The organism is Candidatus Hydrothermales bacterium (assembly GCA_039630235.1).
Lineage (GTDB): Bacteria > Hydrothermota > Hydrothermia > Hydrothermales > JAJRUZ01 > JBCNVI01.
In genome coordinates this window covers 1-16,711 of sequence record JBCNVI010000010.1, presented here as the reverse complement: position 1 = coordinate 16,711, position 16,711 = coordinate 1, and the positions used below count along the sequence as shown (strand labels likewise).

General features: G+C 34.4%; 15 protein-coding genes and 2 tRNA genes. 8 read left to right on the top strand and 9 right to left on the bottom strand.

The genetic code is table 11. The features are described from left to right. Positions 1–14 precede the first annotated feature (14 nt). The 6 genes from ABDH49_08155 (at position 15) to ABDH49_08130 (ending at position 6,367) form a co-directional block, all read left to right on the top strand. Positions 15–1,553, top strand: coding sequence for a mucoidy inhibitor MuiA family protein (locus ABDH49_08155; protein MEN3046929.1), 1,539 nt, complete (start codon positions 15–17; stop codon positions 1,551–1,553). A gap of 39 nt (positions 1,554–1,592) precedes the next feature. Beyond that, positions 1,593–1,664: transfer RNA gene (locus ABDH49_08150), tRNA-Gly, on the top strand. Between the two features lie 75 nt (positions 1,665–1,739). Next, positions 1,740–4,304, top strand: a complete 2,565-nt coding sequence (alaS, locus tag ABDH49_08145) for an alanine--tRNA ligase (GenBank protein MEN3046928.1) — start codon at positions 1,740–1,742, stop codon at positions 4,302–4,304. Then, positions 4,280–4,954 (top strand): HD domain-containing protein, encoded by a 675-nt coding sequence (locus ABDH49_08140; protein ID MEN3046927.1) that lies wholly within the window; start codon positions 4,280–4,282, stop codon positions 4,952–4,954. The genes alaS and ABDH49_08140 overlap by 25 nt, the downstream gene beginning before the upstream one ends. A gap of 50 nt (positions 4,955–5,004) precedes the next feature. Then, positions 5,005–6,270: a transcription termination factor Rho gene (gene rho, locus ABDH49_08135; GenBank protein ID MEN3046926.1), complete on the top strand. Its 1,266-nt coding sequence runs from the start codon at positions 5,005–5,007 to the stop codon at positions 6,268–6,270. Positions 6,271–6,292: 22 nt separating this feature from the next. Next, positions 6,293–6,367, top strand: a tRNA-Val gene (locus tag ABDH49_08130). A 90-nt stretch (positions 6,368–6,457) separates the two neighbouring features. Here the strand turns inward: ABDH49_08130 and arcC are convergent. From arcC to bamD, 6 genes are read right to left on the bottom strand one after another with little or no spacing between them, the layout of a single operon-like run. Further along, a complete protein-coding gene (gene arcC, locus ABDH49_08125; GenBank protein ID MEN3046925.1) occupies positions 6,458–7,393 on the bottom strand; it encodes a carbamate kinase in 936 nt (311 codons plus the stop codon). Positions 7,394–7,403: 10 nt separating this feature from the next. Next, the gene (gene lpxA, locus ABDH49_08120; protein ID MEN3046924.1) at positions 7,404–8,180 is read right to left on the bottom strand and encodes an acyl-ACP--UDP-N-acetylglucosamine O-acyltransferase; all 777 of its coding nucleotides are present in this window, start codon (positions 8,178–8,180) and stop codon (positions 7,404–7,406) included. Beyond that, a complete protein-coding gene (gene fabZ / locus ABDH49_08115) occupies positions 8,180–9,433 on the bottom strand; it encodes a 3-hydroxyacyl-ACP dehydratase FabZ (protein ID MEN3046923.1) in 1,254 nt (417 codons plus the stop codon). Before fabZ ends, lpxA begins: the two co-directional genes overlap by 1 nt. Beyond that, a complete protein-coding gene (locus ABDH49_08110) occupies positions 9,403–10,314 on the bottom strand; it encodes a histone deacetylase (protein ID MEN3046922.1) in 912 nt (303 codons plus the stop codon). The genes fabZ and ABDH49_08110 overlap by 31 nt, the downstream gene beginning before the upstream one ends. Continuing rightward, positions 10,311–10,886: a nicotinate (nicotinamide) nucleotide adenylyltransferase gene (gene nadD, locus ABDH49_08105; GenBank protein MEN3046921.1), complete on the bottom strand. Its 576-nt coding sequence runs from the start codon at positions 10,884–10,886 to the stop codon at positions 10,311–10,313. Before nadD ends, ABDH49_08110 begins: the two co-directional genes overlap by 4 nt. Beyond that, positions 10,883–11,512: an outer membrane protein assembly factor BamD gene (bamD, locus tag ABDH49_08100; GenBank protein MEN3046920.1), complete on the bottom strand. Its 630-nt coding sequence runs from the start codon at positions 11,510–11,512 to the stop codon at positions 10,883–10,885. The genes nadD and bamD overlap by 4 nt, the downstream gene beginning before the upstream one ends. A 110-nt stretch (positions 11,513–11,622) precedes the next feature. Here bamD and gap point away from each other — a divergent pair, with 110 nt between their 5' ends. Both gap and ABDH49_08090 read left to right on the top strand, forming a co-directional pair. Continuing rightward, a complete protein-coding gene (gap, locus tag ABDH49_08095; protein MEN3046919.1) occupies positions 11,623–12,633 on the top strand; it encodes a type I glyceraldehyde-3-phosphate dehydrogenase in 1,011 nt (336 codons plus the stop codon). Between the two features lie 14 nt (positions 12,634–12,647). Further along, entirely contained in the window at positions 12,648–13,805 is a 1,158-nt protein-coding gene (locus tag ABDH49_08090; GenBank protein MEN3046918.1) for a phosphoglycerate kinase, read from the top strand. Between the two features lie 61 nt (positions 13,806–13,866). On the opposite strand, the gene ABDH49_08085 is transcribed toward ABDH49_08090, so the two are convergent. The 3 genes from ABDH49_08085 to ABDH49_08075 form a co-directional block, all read right to left on the bottom strand. Beyond that, the gene (locus tag ABDH49_08085) at positions 13,867–14,745 is read right to left on the bottom strand and encodes a hypothetical protein (GenBank protein ID MEN3046917.1); all 879 of its coding nucleotides are present in this window, start codon (positions 14,743–14,745) and stop codon (positions 13,867–13,869) included. Positions 14,746–14,765: 20 nt separating this feature from the next. Continuing rightward, positions 14,766–15,089, bottom strand: coding sequence for a hypothetical protein (locus ABDH49_08080; protein ID MEN3046916.1), 324 nt, complete (start codon positions 15,087–15,089; stop codon positions 14,766–14,768). 49 nt (positions 15,090–15,138) lie between these two features. Continuing rightward, positions 15,139–16,711 (bottom strand): PilC/PilY family type IV pilus protein (locus ABDH49_08075; GenBank protein MEN3046915.1); only part of this gene is annotated, 1,573 nt, incomplete at its 5' end.

Below are 16,711 nucleotides of genomic sequence, written 5' to 3'. Positions count from 1 at the left end.
CCTTAAAATTTCCTATGTTCTCTTTAATTTTATTTTTATTCTTTAGGATTGAGGCGGCTGTTTTTTATCCTGAAGGTGCCTTCATAACTGAAAAATTAGAGGTAAGTCTTAAAAAGGGCCTCAACACTTTAACTTTAAAACTTTTACCAATTGTTGATACAAACTCTATAAAAGTTGAGCTAAAAGGAGCTGAAATTATAAGCACAAAATTGAAAAAGAAAACTTATCCGAAATACGGAGATTTCTTGAAACCTCTCCAAGATTCACTCGACTTTCTACAGGATACAATTGAAAAACTAAAGATAAGAAGAGAAAATTTAAAAAGGGGAGTAGAATTTATTCAAACTTTCAAATCATCTTACTCTGAAAAAGAATCTAAAGAATTTCTTGAAAGAGAAATCATTGAAAAAAACATAAATACAGCATTAAGCATAATTATTGATAAGGTAACTTCGCTAGAAAATAATATAAAAAAACTGGAGGAAAAAATAAGGGAATTTGAATTTATAAAAACAAAAATCCAAGAAAGACTCTCAAACTTTCACCCCATAGGAATTGAAGAGTTTATACTATCACTCTACATAAATTCTAAAATTGAAACCCAAACAAATTTGACGCTAAGTTACTTTATAACATCAAAAAGTGGTTATAACCTTTTATACAAGATAATTGGGCTACCTGATGAAAAAAAAGTAATAATTAACGTTCATTCAAGAGTCTTTCAATTTACTGGTAAAAATTTTGAAAATGTGAATTTATCACTATCAACACATTTTCCAAAGAGGAATGTAGAACCTACTCCTTTAAGATGGACCGTTAGAAGTGAAGTCCCACCGATTAAGGTAACTGAGCCCCTTCTACAAATAAAAGCTATTCAAGCTCCAGAGACTCTCCCAGAAATAGAAGTAGAAAAACCTGTTCAAGAAGAGGAGTTTTACACCTCCCTACATTATAACTTCCCATACAGAGCAACTATTCCTTCTGATGAAAAGGGAGTTATCCTTTTTATGAAAAATTATGAAATTCCCGTTATCTTTAATTATATATTCATACCTCGAAACTATAAGTTTGGCTTTCTCCTTGCAAAAGGCACCTTAAATACAAAAGAAATTTTAGTTGGAGGAGAGGGAAACATATTTTTAGATGAAGAGTATATAGGGAAAAAAAGAATAAGTACGATTTATCCTGGTGATACTTTAAAGTTTTATTTTGGTGAGGATCCCTTTGTAAAAGCAGAACATATTTTAGTTGAATCTGAAATTGAAAAAAGCGGAATTTTTGAAAAGAAAATAAGGAGAAAGTTTGCCTACAAAATTACCGTTAAAAATGAGAGAAAAACTGAGATAAAGGGCACACTAATAGCAGAAGTTCCTGTTTCAGACAATCCTGACATAGTAATAAACGGTATTGAATTTTCAAAAAAACCATTTAAAGAAGACAAACCACAGGGAAAATATTTTTTTGAGGTAAATTTAAAGCCAAATGAAATGTTTGAACTTTACTATCGCTTTAACATAATTCATCCGGAAGAAATCAAAAATATAATTTTTTAATTTGAAAATTTAGAAAAATAGGTTTATAATTTAGAATCTGCGGGAGTAGCTCAGCGGTAGAGCGCTACCTTGCCAAGGTAGGGGTCGCGGGTTCAAATCCCGTCTCCCGCTCTTTAAGAGAAGAATCAAGATAGGTTCAATCCCAAATTTACTCTAAGAAACTTAACTCTTTAATCCCCAAAAAAGATGTGGACCGCAGAATCACTAAGAATTAAATTCCTTAACTTCTTTAAAGAAAGAGAACATGAAATTGTACCCTCATCCTCTCTTATCCCTGAAAAGGACCCAACACTTCTTTTTACTACAGCAGGAATGGTTCAATTTAAACCTTTTTACTCTGGCACTGTTCCCCTGCCCTTTAAAAGAGCAACTTCTTGCCAAAAGTGCCTGAGAGCATCAGACCTAGATAAAGTTGGCTACACAGTAAGACATCACACCTTCTTTGAAATGCTCGGCAACTTTTCCTTTGGAGATTACTTTAAAAAGGAAGCTATCGAATGGGCCTATGAATTTGTAATAAACGTCTTAAACTTACCAAAAGAAAGACTTTATTTCAGTGTATATTTTGAAGATGAAGAAAGCTTCAACATATGGAAGTCCTTGGGAGTTAGAGAAGATAGAATATTAAAGATGGGAAAGGAAACCAATTTCTGGGGTCCTGCTGGAAAAACAGGCGCTTGCGGCCCCTCTACAGAAATATACTATGACCTCGGTGAAAATTACGGTTGTAAAAGTGCAGAATGTAAACCTGGCTGTGATTGTGATAGATATCTTGAAATATGGAACATAGTCTTTCCACAGTACGATATGCAGGAAAATGGAGAACTTAAACCACTTAAAAACAGGGGTGTTGACACAGGCATGGGACTTGAAAGAGTCTTAATGATACTTACTGAAAAAGAATCTCCCTACAAAACAGAACTGTTTGAAAAAGCAAATAGATACCTTGAAAAAGCGATGAACAGAAAATACGAAGAGTCAAAACTACTTTTTAGAATAATCCTTGACCATACAAGAGCCCTCACCTTTGCAATTGCTGATGGTGCATACCCATCAAATGAGGGAAGAGGCTATGTTTTAAGGAGAATCTTAAGAAGGGCCCTTAGATTCTCTTATAAAAACGGCATAAAAGAGCCCTTTATGTATGAACTTGTGCCCTACTTTGCCGAGGTATACGGCGAAAGATATAAAGAAGTAAAAGAGAAAAGAGAAGAAATTAGTATAATAATAAAGTCTGAGGAAGAAAGATTCCTAAATACAATTTTCAAAAATATGGTTTATCTTGATAGAGAAATTGAAAAGGCCTTAAAGAGTGATAGGACAATAAATGGAGAAGATCTTTTTAAACTTTACGATACTTACGGAATACCAATAGACTTTTTAGAAGAAGTAGCCAAGGAGGCAAAAATAAACTTGGACTTAGAGGGCTTTAGAAAAGAAATTTCTAAGGCAAGAGAAAAGGCAAAAGAAAAGGAAAAATTTAAAGAGATAAAGATTGATTGGATAAATTTGAAAGAAGATAAAAAAACAGAATTTGTTGGTTACACTCAACTTGAAATAGAGACAGAAATTATTAAGTATGGTTTTGCTGATGATAAGTTTTACGTTGTTCTTGAAAAAACCCCGTTCTACGGAGAGGCTGGCGGACAAGTAGGAGATAAGGGGAAAATCATCGGAGAAAATTTTGAAATTGAGGTTGTTGATGCCCAATGGTTTAAAGATCAAATAGTACATATTGGAAAATTAAAGGGTGAAATAAAAAGTAGTAAAGTAATAGCGAAGGTAGATAAATTAAATAGGAGGGGGATTCAAAGAGCCCATACCGCTACTCATATACTTCATTCAACATTAAGAAGAGTTTTAGGTGAATTTGTAAGACAGGAGGGTTCTCTTGTAGAAAACGATAGACTAAGGTTTGACTTTACTTATCCAAAAGCAATTGATCCATTAGTATTAAAAGAAATTGAGGATAAGGCAAACTCAGTAATTTTGGATAACAGAGAGGTAAGATGGGAATATAGAAAGTTTGATGAGGCTGTAAAAGAGGCAATAGCTCTTTTTGAGGAAAAGTATGGAGATGTGGTGAGAGTGGTTGAAATAGAGGACTACTCTAAAGAGTTATGTGGTGGTACCCACTGCGATAAAACTGGGGATATAGGTCTTTTCAAAATAATAAGGGAAGAGTCAATAAGAGCCGGAGTAAGAAGAATAGAGGCTTTAACTGGGATAAAGGCCCTTGAGTACCTGAGAAAAAAAGAAGAAATCCTTAGTAAGATTTCAGAAATATTATCAGTAGACGAAGAAAATATACCTAAGAAAATAGAGAAATTAAAGGAAGAAATCAAAGAAAGAGAAAAAGAAAGAGAAAGACTTGTAAGAAAAATTTCAATTAGTGAGGTTGATAAAATTAAAATTAAAGAAAAAGACGGAATAAAGTATGTTATTGAACACTTTGAAGATCTTGAGCCAGATATTATAAGGAAAGTTTCAGATATGCTAATGGAGAAATACGAAGATCTTTCCCTTGTATTTTTAGTTTCTTCCGGAGAAAAAATTTTCTTTTTTTCAAGAACTAAGGAAGGATCTAATTTAGACGCAAGGGAATTTGTAAAGAAGTTTGGAGATGCTGTAAGAGGCGGAGGGGGAGGCAGCAAAATAAAGGCAGAAGGAGGTGGGAAAGACAAAACAAAAATAAAAGAGGGACTTTTAATTGTAGAGAAACTTCTATGGGAAAAAGAGTTATTACTTTAAGAGATCTTCTAAAAGAAAAAAAGATATTAAAATACATTGAGGAAGCAGATAGATATATGGAAAAACTTGGTTATACAGAGCATGGGCTAAGGCATGCAAAGTATGTAGGAGAGACAGCAGGAAAAATTTTAAGGGAACTTGGATATCCTGAAAGGACTGTAGAACTTGCAGAAATAGCAGGTTTTTTACATGATATAGGGAACGTAATCCATAGGGAACACCATGCCCAATTTGGAGCTTTAATAGCCCATCAACTTTTAGCTGAACTAGGAATGCCTGTTGATGAAATAATTGAAGTATCTCAAGCTATTGCAAATCACCATGAAGAAGATGGGGTACCAACAAGTGTTTTAACTTCAGCTGTAATTATCGCTGATAAATCTGACGTACACAGAGAAAGAGTTAGAAAGGAAAAATCTAATATAAAAACCGATATTCATGATAGAGTGAATTATTCTGCTAAAAGGTCGAGTGTAATTGTTATTCCAGAAAAGAAAGTGATAAGGTTTGACATAGAAATAGATACAAAAATATCACCTGTTATGGAGTATTTTGAAATTTTCTTACAAAGAATGATTATAGCATCAATTGCCTCTAAAAATTTGGGTCAAAAATTTGAACTGTATATAAATAATACGAAAATGTTATAAACCTCATAAAAGTGTTAAGGTTCTAATCCGATTTTGATCTTTTGTGAATTATGATAGATATTGCTGAGCTAAAGCAGAAAAAAATTAATGAGCTTATTTCTATAGCGAAAGAACTAGGTATAAAGGTAACGCATTCGTTAAAGAAAGATGAATTAATAGTAGCAATAGCCCAGGAGTATGCAAAAAGAGAGGGAGCAGAATATAGAGAGGGAATAATTGAGATTCATAGTGATGGTTATGGATTTTTAAGATCCCCTAAAAATAGCTACTTGCAGGGAACAGAAGACGTCTACATTTCACAGTCACAGGTAAAAAGGTTTGGCTTAAGAACAGGAGACCTTGTTTCAGGTTATATAAAAGTGCCTATAGACGGAAGCGTTAAATTTCCTGCAATGGTTAAAGTCGAGCTTATAAACGGTCTTCCTCCTTCAGAGCTAAGAAGTCGATCTAATTTTGACGATCTTATTCCTTACTTTCCGACAAGAAAAATTAAGTTAGAGTTAGAAGACGAGGAGGACGATTTAACAAGAAGAATCATCGATCTATTTGTACCTATAGGTCATGGACAAAGGGGTTTAATAGTATCTCCACCAAGAGCAGGCAAAACTGTTATGTTACAAAAGATAGCACAGAGTATAAGAAAAAATCACCCTGACACTATTGTTATTGTTCTTTTGATAGACGAAAGGCCAGAGGAGGTAACAGATTGGAAGAGGAAGGTTGATGCTGAAGTTATATCTTCCACTTTTGATGAGCCAGCTGAGAGACATGCACAAGTTGCAAAAATAGTACTTGAAAGAGCAAAAAGGCTCGTAGAATTAAAAAAAGATGTAGTTATACTACTTGATTCCTTAACGAGATTAACAAGGGCTTATAATGTGCTTGCAGAACATTCGGGAAGAACTCTTTCAGGTGGTCTAGATGCTACCGCGTTAATAGAGCCAAGAAAATTCTTCGGTGCTGCAAGAAATATAGAGGAGGGAGGTTCTTTAACGATACTGGCTTCCTGCCTAATAGAAACAGGTTCAAGGATGGATGATGTGATTTATGAGGAATTTAAGGGAACTGGAAATATGGAAATAATTCTTGATAGAAAATTGGCAGAAAGAAGAATTTTCCCTGCAATAGATTTAAAAAGATCAGGAACAAGAAGAGAGGAGCTTTTACTTCCAACTTCTGTTCTAAATAGAGTATGGATACTAAGAAAATTAATGGCTGATATGAGCAATATAGAGTCTATGGAGTTTTTAATTCAAAAGATGAGGCTTTATAGAACTAATACTGAGTTTCTTGAGGCAATGACACAGTCTAAATAATTATCTTATAATTACATAAAGGGGGCGGGTAGTTCAGCCTGGTTAGAACGCCTGTCTCACATACAGGAGGTCCGAGGTTCAAATCCTCGCCCGCCCACTCTGAAAAAATTAGCTCAGTTAAGAACTATTCGAGCTTTCCGACCCCGCCGAGGCGGAGAGAAAGCAATTTTAACGGCTCAAGTAGGGCTCAATCAGGAATTATTTGAGTCCCCCAACTCCCCTCTAACCCTTCGATACACCTTTCAAGCGATGTAATTACCGCTCTTTTTCCTGTCTCTAAAACAAAAGAAATCGAAGCTTCCACCTTAGGTAACATACTTCCCCTTGAAAAATGCCCCTCTTTTATGTAATTCATCAACTCAGAAACCCTTACCTCCCTCAATTCTTTCTGATTTTCTTTTCTATAATTTATATAAACAAAATCTACATCTGTCAAAATCATAAAAAGATCCGCATTAACTAACCTCGCCAAAAGGGAAGAGGCTTTATCCTTATCGATAACAGCAAGTCTTGCCTTTAGCTTATTACCCTCCTTAACAACAGGTATTCCACCTCCTCCAACCGCCACAGTTACTATACCCTCTTCACTAAGTTTTTTTAATATATCTTTTTCTATTATATCTATAGGTTCGGGAGAAGGTACAGTAATTCTATAACCTCTTCCTGAGTCCTCTTTGATTGGCCAGGGAAATTTTGTTCTCAAAGACTCAGCCTCCTCTTGAGTGAAAAAAGGACCAATTGGCTTTGAAGGATCCTTAAACTCAGGGTCACCCGGTGAAACCAGAACCTGTGTCACAATTGCTACAGCTTCTTTTTCAATTTTTTCCTCCCAGAAGATCTCTTTTAATATATGAACAATCATATACCCCATCCAACCCTGAGTTTCCGCTCCGAGTATATCAAGGGGATAGGGAGGAGTTACATCCCTAGCATAAAAACTTCTTAAAAGCTCTATACCAACTTGCGGACCGTTACCATGTGTTATAAATGCACTTTTTGATTTTTTAAAAACAGGAACTAGTCTCCTTAAAGTTTTCTCCGTATTTTCAAATTGAGTTACTATGTCAGGTGACTTATCTTTTGGCAAAATCGCGTTTCCTCCCAACGCAATAACTACCTTCATATTCACCCACCTACTTTGTTATCCCCCTTTTAGAAGATTCAATAAACTTTATAATATAGGAAACATCCTCATTACCTTCAAACTCAGCTTTTAACCTTTCTAACGCCTGAGTGACATTTAAATTACTAAAAAAAAGAATTTTAAAGGCCCTTTTTATGTTATTTAGTCTCTCGCCTACTATTCCTCTTCTTTTTAAACCAACAGAATTTATCCCTTTAATTTCAGCGTCTGGTGTACCATAGCATAAAGCAAAGGGCACTATATCTTTTTTAACATGAGTCCCTCCCCCTATTATTGAATACTTTCCTATTCTCACAAACTGATGAACTAAAACGTTTGAACTTATAAAGACATAATCTTCAACCTCTACATGTCCACCAAGTTGAGCCCCATTAACAATTATAACTTCGTTACCAATTTTTGAATTATGGGCAATATGTGAATAGGCCATTAAAAAATTAAAATCTCCTATTATAGTCTTTTCCCCTTCCCCCGTAGCCCTATGTATCGTCACATACTCTCTTATTATATTGCCACTCCCTATTATAACCTCTGTATCTTCACCCTTAAACTTAACATCCTGAGGAGGATATCCAATACAACACCCCTTAAAAAGTTTATTTTCCTTCCCTATCTTTACTCTGCCCTTAATTACAACATGAGAATCAATATAGGTAAAATCCCCTATCTCGACGTCTCCCTCTATAACCGAATAGGGCCCAATATAAACGTTTTCACCAATTTTTACATTTCCTTCAATTATGGCTGTCTTATGAATAAAGCTCATTACTCAGAAATTAAAGCTGTAAAGGTTCCTTCACAGACAATACCCTCTTCTTTAAGAACAAAACCCTTAATTTTACAAACTTTTCCCTTGAATCTTAAAAGGTTCACAACCATATACAGGGTATCGCCCGGATAAACCATATTTCTAAACCTAAGATTATCTATCCCTGTAAATATTGGCAACTTATTTTTTAAATCGTATTTTTCCTTAAATTTCTCGTATATCATTATACCACCTGTTTGAACTAAGGCTTCAACAATTAAAACTCCTGGCATAATTTTCAGCTCTGGAAAGTGCCCCACAAAGAAATTTTCATTATAGCTTACATTCTTAATTCCCACAATTCTATCAGATTCAACAGATAGTATCCTATCAACTAGCAAGAAAGGATAATCATGAGGTAAAATCTTTCTAATTTCCTCTGAGTTAAGCTCATACCCAGAGCCTGAAAAAGCCTCAAGAAACGGAATAAACTCTAAAGTTTCTTTATGACCTGTACCCTCAAAAATAAATTTTCCTTTAAATCTTTTTCCTGTTAAATAAATATCACCAAGTATATCTAAGATTTTGTGTCTAGCTGGCTCATTTTCAAAAGTTACCAAATCCTTATCTATTACATCTCCGTCTTTAAAAATCAGCGCCGTTTTTTCATCTGCTCCCTTAAAATATCCTTTTTCTTTTAGCTCTTTTGCCTCTTCATAAGTTATAAAAGTCTTTGCTGAAGCTATTTCTTTAAAATAACTTTCAACATCAAATATGAAATTAAAACTATACTTTTTGTAAGGCTCATGGGTAAATCTATAATTTATCTCTAATTTATCATCTGGTAAAATAGAAATCCTTGGGCCACCAAAATTTTTTGAGTAAGGTCTTTTTATAACATAAAATTCTAAGGGATCATCTTTTTCCTCTATACCTACTTCCATTATTTTCTCAACAAAGAATTTTGCAGAGCTGTCATAAAAGGGCACTTCTTCACTCTTTACCTCAACTATACAATCATCAACACCAGAGCCATAAAGAGCTGACATCAGGTGTTCAGCGTACATCAGAGTCCTATTTTCAAAAATTAGAGATACTCCTCTTTTGTTATATACAAACTGAACTTCACTTAGCGGAAAAAACTTTCCATCTACATAAAAAACAATACCCCTTTTATCATTTGGTTTTAAGACTATCTCTGCGTGACCCCCAGTATAAAGACCCTTTCCGACAAACTTTATTACATCCTTGATTGTCTTTCTCTTTTCCATAGCAGAAACACCTTTATAGTATTTGAATGTATTTCAATCAAATCTCTGATATCTGAAGAGTACCCACCACCCAGAGTTATTACAACTTTAAAACCCCTCTCAAGAGTATATCTTCTAACAATTTCATCTCTCTTTTTTAAGCCCTCTTTAGTTAACCTTAAATTTCCAAGGAGATCCTTTTCATACGGATCAGCTCCTGCTTGATATAGGACAAGGTCAAAGGTTCTTCCCTCAAATATTTTAGAAAGTGATTCCTCTAAAACTTCCAAATACTCCTTTTCTCCAGTGCCACTCCAAAGGCCTATATCTAAGTCACTTCTCTGTTTAGGTACAGGATAGAGGTCTTCTTGATGAATTGAAAAAGTAAAAACATCCTCGTCATTTTCAAATATTTTTGCTGTACCGTTACCCTGGTGAACATCAAGATCAATAACTAAAGCCCCTTTAATTTTATTTTCTTTTTTTAATCTTTTTACTGCATAGGCAAGATCATTTATATAGCAGAACCCTTCAGCTTTATCAGCAAAGGCATGATGCCAACCACCGCCAATATGTATACCTAGCCCTTTTTCAAGAGCATCTAACGCGGCAAGATAGGTGCCCCTTGCCCCGATTAGGTAAAAATCAACAACTTCTTTATTTAAGGGGAGTTCAGAAAACATTGTCCTTCTTGTCCATCTTAAATTCTTTAAGTCATCTAAATACTCCTCAGTGTGAACAATCTTTAATTCTTCAAAGGATTCTGGTTCTGGTTCAAAGAAATCACTTTCTTTAGCAATACCCTCCTCTATTAGTTTTTCCTTAATTAATCTATACTTTTTAGTTGGGAAAACGTGAGGTCCTATGTCAATTTCGTATCTTGAAGAATAGATTAGTCTCATTTTAAGTAAAGCCTCCTTTCCTTTATATATTTTTCCACTTCAGGGTGAACCATAAGGTGTATACTTTTACCCTCCTTTATCCTAGCCCTTATCTCTTTAGATGAAATTTCAATAATTCTTGTGTCAAGAAAAATTACTTTTTCTTTAAAATTACTCAATTTTTTGATTTCGTCCCCCTGCCTTTTGCAGACCACAATTTTTGAAAGTTCAAATAGTTTCTTATATTCATACCATTTTTCAAGGTTTAAAAATTGATCTTGACCCATTATAAAATAAATTTCCTCATCTTTATTTCTTTTTTTCCACTCACTTAAAACAATAGCTGTGTAGGTTGGTGTAAAGTTAAGTTTAGATTCGAAGTCAGAGACATAAAAAGATGACCCATCTAGCATTAGCTCTACCATTTTCAATCTGTCCTCAAATTCTGCTTTCACCTCTCTATGAGGAGGTTTGTATGAAACAAGAAAATATAGTTTATCAAGTTGTAATTTTTCATAAACTTCTTGGGCAATTAAAAAGTGACCTATATGGGGTGGGTCAAAGGCTCCGCCGTATACTCCCACTTTTTTCATTTTTTGTTAATTTTTTTTCTTGCCTTTTCTGCCCATATAGTATCCGGATACTTATCAATCAGCTCTTTATAGTAAATTTCAGCTGAATAATATTTCTTTAAATTCTCATAAAGTCTTGCTATAGAGTAAATTTTTTCAGCTAAGATGTTTAAAACTATATTTTTTAATCCCATTAATTCATCACTGAATTTTGAATTAGGATATTTTTTTAAGAAATTATCTATCTTAGGTAAAACTTTTTCAAGTTCATGAGTTTCATGTAAGGGCGATGAGACTTTTAAAATTTCAACTTTTATAATATCAAATTCGGCCTCCTCCAGATGCTCCGAATTAGGAAACTGACTTAAGAGAAAATTATATTCTGACAGGGCGGTTTCAAAATTTCTCTCTAAAAAATAGGACTTTGCGATGTAAAACTGTACATCATCACTAAACTCTCTTATCTCTCCTGAAAATAAAACCTTGTTAAAATAAAATCTTGCTTTTTCATACTTACCCTTATAAAAATAGTAAATACCCTGAGCGAAATGCCTTTCAATTCCTAATTCCTCAGGCACAGTCCTCTTGAAAATCTTAAAGGAACACCCAACCAAAAGTATTAAAAGAATTAAAATAAATTTTTTCATTGTTAAAAATATTATAGGTTAACACGGTATTTTGTTTTCAAAAGAAAAGTTTTGTTATAATAAACTTCTATATAGAAACGGTTCAAATCCCAATTTAGTTTAAAACAAATATGAAGAAAAAAGTAAGAATTGCTATAAATGGTTTTGGAAGAATTGGAAGGCAAGTTCTAAAGGAGGGTTTAAAGAGGGAAAACCTTGAATTTGTAGCAATAAATGACCTTGCAGATAGTGAGTCCCTTGCCCACCTCTATAAATACGACTCAATTTTTGGAATTACAAAAGAAGAGATAAAAGTTGAAAAGGATGGCTTTTTAATTGATGGCAAAAAAATACTCACTTTCTCAGAAAAGGAACCAGCAAAACTTCCCTGGAAAAATCTTGAAATTGATTATGTAGTTGAAGCAACCGGGGTTTTTACAGATAGAACAAAAGCTCAAGCTCACATAGATGCCGGAGCAAAAAGAGTCGTAATAACTGCTCCTGGAAAAGGCACAAAACCAGACGTTACGATTGTACTTGGAATAAATGATAATATGTACGATCCTAAGAAACACTTTGTAATATCAAACGCCTCCTGTACTACAAACTGCTTTTCCTTCCTTGTAAAAGTTGTACATGAAAATTTCAAAATTCAAAAGGGAGAAATGACCACAATTCACTCTTATACAAATGATCAGAGAATACTTGATCAGATCCATAAGGACTTAAGAAGGGCAAGAGCAGCTGCTTTAAACATAATCCCAACTTCCACAGGAGCCGCTGAGGCAATAGAACTTGTTTACCCAGAATTAAAAGGTAAGTTAAAGGCTGTTGCTATAAGAGTTCCAACTCCTACTGTATCTCTATGTGACTTTACAGCAATTGTAGAAAGGGAGGTGAAAAAAGAAGAAGTAAATGAGGCCTTTAAAAAGGCTTCCCAAGAAATGCCAAAGTATCTTGAATACTGCGATAAACCCCTTGTTTCATCAGACTTTATCGGTAATCCACACTCGTGCATCTTTGATGCTACACTAACAGAAACTGTTGAAAATCTTGTTAAGGTAGCTGGTTGGTATGACAACGAATGGGGCTATTCAGTAAGAGTAGTTGACCTGCTTGAGTTTATAGCTGAAAAAGAGTAAAAGGGGAAAGTAAAATGAAAAGTTTAAATCAAATTGGTGATATAAAAGGTAAAAGAATTTTTCTTAGAGTTGACTTTAACGTGCCAATTAAGGAAGGAAAAATTCTTGACGATACCAGGATAAAGGAAACAATCCCCACAATAAAGTTCTTGATTGAAAAGGGGGGGAAGGTAATACTGGCAAGCCATCTTGGGAGGCCGAAAGGTCAAAGGAGTCCTGAATTTTCCTTGAAACCAGTTGCACAGAAACTGAAGAGACTTTTGAAGAAAGACATAAGATACACGGAAGAACTATATGGTGAAGGGGTTTTAAAGATAATAAATGAAATGAAGGAGGGAGAGGTCTTACTTATTGAAAATACAAGATTTGAAGAGGGCGAAGAGAAAGATGACATTGAACTTGCCAAGAAATGGAGGGAACTGGCGGATATATATGTAAATGAGGCCTTTGCTGCCTCTCATAGGAAGCATACTTCAGTTTACACATTGCCAAAACTCTTTGAGGAAAAGTATGCTGGCTTTTTACTTGAGAAAGAAATTAATAGTTTAAAGAAAATAACGGAGAATCCTGAGAGGCCCTTTATAGCTGTGCTTGGTGGTGCAAAGGTAGAAGATAAGATCGGAGTAATAAAGACACTCGTTAACAAATGTGATAAAGTTTTGATAGGTGGGGGAATGATGTTCACTTTCTGGAAAGCAAAGGGTAAAAGTATTGGAAAGTCAATACTTGATGAAAAATTTGTAGATGAAGTTAAAAAGCTACCTGAGGAAAAACTTGTTGTTGCAGTAGATGCAAGATACGCTGAATTACCAGAGAGTAAAAAATATAAAGAAGGTGAGGAGATACCAGAGGGTTATGCTGGTTATGATATTGGAGAAAAGACGATTCAGATGTTTAAGGAAGAAATTTCAAAGGGAAAAACGATTTTCTGGAATGGACCGATGGGTGTTTTTGAAAATAGAACTTTTGCAAAAGGAACAAACGAAATAGCTAAAAAAATTGCAGAGGTTACTTCACAGGGTGCCTTTTCTCTCTGTGGAGGTGGAGAGACAGTAACGGCTGTGAAAAAACTAAAGTTGGAAAATAAAATATCTTTTGTTTCAACAGGCGGAGGTGCCTCACTCGAGTTTATAGAAAAGGGAAGCTTACCCGGAATAGAAGTTCTTTCTTAGATTAATAAATACCCCTCTAACGATCTACTCTCGTAACAAGCAAGGGAGGGGTTATGGTTTTCTATCTTTTAATATTTAAAAGCAGGCTCTTGAGGATGTAGTTATCTTTTGTATCTGAGATCTTTACGTCTAATTTAAGCTCGTTTACTTTTTGATCGTAGGGAAAAACAAGGGTAAGTTCATTACTTTTTATTTCAAGAGGAGAAACATTTGAGCTAATTAGTTCAATGGATAGGTTTTCGTTGTCAGGGTCTTTTGCAAAGAATTTTACAAAAATTTTATTTTCTTTAATAAAAAAATCTTCTTTATAAATCTGGGGTGGAGAGTTTTGAACTAAAGTATAAAGGGAGTATGATTTATACGAACGAGATTCGTTATCTCTTGCGTAAACAAATGCTTCTACTGTGTCTCCCTCTTTTAAATTTTTTAAAGAGATTTCTAGTGAAGAATCAGCGGGGTAAAAGTTACCAATTCTCCATCGTGCAAAAAAAATAATCGTCTCTCCGTCAGGGTCATAGCCTTGTGGAATTACCTTAACTTTTTCTGTATTGGAGTATATAACTTCTGGATTAAAATAAGCACGCTCAACTACTGGTAGACTATTTGCCACATAAACAGGTTCTGTGGAATAGGGCTTTCCCTTAACCCCTTTGCTAAAAGGGACTAAAACCGCATAAATTTTATCTTTCTTTTTTACATTTTCTAATTTAAACTCTGAGCCCTCAGAAACCTTTTTATCGTTTACATACCACTCAACAATTACCTTAGCTTCCTTAGTCTCCCCTTTTAAGACATAATTTACACTTACAATATCGTTTACACACGGTTTTTTACTATTAATTTCTGCAAATTCTATTTCAAAAGGTACGCCCTTTTCTTTCTTTATTTCCTTCTTGCAGAAAACCAAGAAAATGAGAACTAAAGGAATCAGATACCTCATTTCCAGATAAAGTAATCAGTTTACAATCTCTTTATATATTCAAAGGAGATAATTTTTATCTCGTGAAATTTAATATCTTCTTCTCCGGTCACATTTAAAAGGTATTTAATAAAGACTTTTGCAGGTAGTTTTATTTCAGCTTCGTTTGATCTATTAATGAACTTTTTAGATTGAATAAGGGAAGGTAAAGTATAATCTGCTTTAAAGGGAATCATATACTCTTCAAAATAAAATAAGTTTTCCTTAACTTCATACAAAGTAAGGGTATCACTTCCTTCAACCCAATCTGCCCAAAGGGTTCCGGTAAAAAAGATTAAAAGAAAAAATATCAAAAATCTTTTCATTTTTAAAATTGTTAAAACTTTTTAAAGGGATTTGAACCTTTTTTCATTATCATCTACCCTTCCAGAAAATAACTCTTGATCTTTGTGGTGAAAAGGGAAGAGGAGATTCAGTTTCAAAGATACCACCTGTTCCAAGTTGAACAAAAACTTTTTCTCCCTCAGTACTCACATATACTGTAGGTTCTGAAGGAGCGCCAGGACCAGTAGAAATTGAAGGTAAATTTTCACCTGTAGCTAATTCTCCTACAATTGGCTTATAGTAAGCTGTTCCTGTTAAGTAATAAAGAGCATAAAGTGCACCTGTACCACCTGCTTCACAGGGTTCAAACTTAGGTTTAAAAGTAGTAAAAAGAACAATTCCGCCTATTAAAGCAGAGTTTGTAATACATCTTTCTCCATCTACAAGTCTTCTATACCAACCCTTGTATTCTGTTGAAATCCTTCGCTCAAGCTCATTAAAGGAAATCCTTACTTGACCAATAAAAACGCTATCAGGTCCAAAAACCCTTATATTCGTGACATCAAGAAGATTATTCAGATTATAGTAAGCATCCTCATCCCTTACACCTACAAGATACTGTGTTTCTAAGTAATTGGCATCTTCTCTTGTATAAAACCTACCTGTCCCAAAATAGACCCATAATCTACCCCTACTATCCATTCCTACTGAAGGTGATGAGATAATAGGTTCTCCTGCATCAAAAACTGGTACTAGTGCCCAACTGTTGGGATTGGGATCATCATTTGTTTTTATTTTATAAAGCACTCCACCATATCTGGGTAAAGTAGGATTTTCAAGTATATTTGTTCCAAAGTAAAGTACTTCTACATTATAGTCAAGATCATAGTCAACTGAAATTATATCACCTACAAATGAAGAATTAACAGGCAAGTTAAAGGTCCTAAGGATTTGCCCGGTTCTGTAATCAAGTACGTATATCTTTGGAGCTTGATTAGAATTTACATTAGATAGATTGTTAGGACCTGTTCCAACTACTAAAAACCAACTGCCTCCAACTTTACATGTGGTTGGAAATGAAGTAGTATATGATCCATCTGGTAATCTTTTTTCCCATAAAATTGTAATATTTTCAGGCTTTGTAACATCTGCTAAAAAGAAAGCAGAGGAATAAACCTTTGTTGGAGTATTATATAAAGTTCCTCCAAGTCTAAGGCCTCCTACAATTACTGTTCCCCAACCGTTTGTATGAATAGGACCAGGAGTAAATATCCTAACATCTGTGGGATAAGGTTTCAAATCTACGTAGTATACATGGCAGTAGTCATTTCTTGGTAACCACTTAAGATGAGGCAAAAGATTAAAAGGAATATAAGCAAAAATTTCATCTCCAATAGAATAACCAGCAGGATCTATCTGTAATGGTGAAAGATCATTTCCTGTTTCTGTTAGTCTCCCTGAATTAAAGGCATGGAACATCCCATCATTTGCTCCTACATAAACAACGGTCCTCCTATTCTTATAAGCTCTATAAAATTCATTATAACTGACATCTCCATAAATAAGATCATATCTTTCAGTTGGAGGTCCAACTACAAGAGGGGTTGAATAGATAATATCACCCAATTTCCAAACTCTACCATCTGGAAGAGTCCTTCTTCTT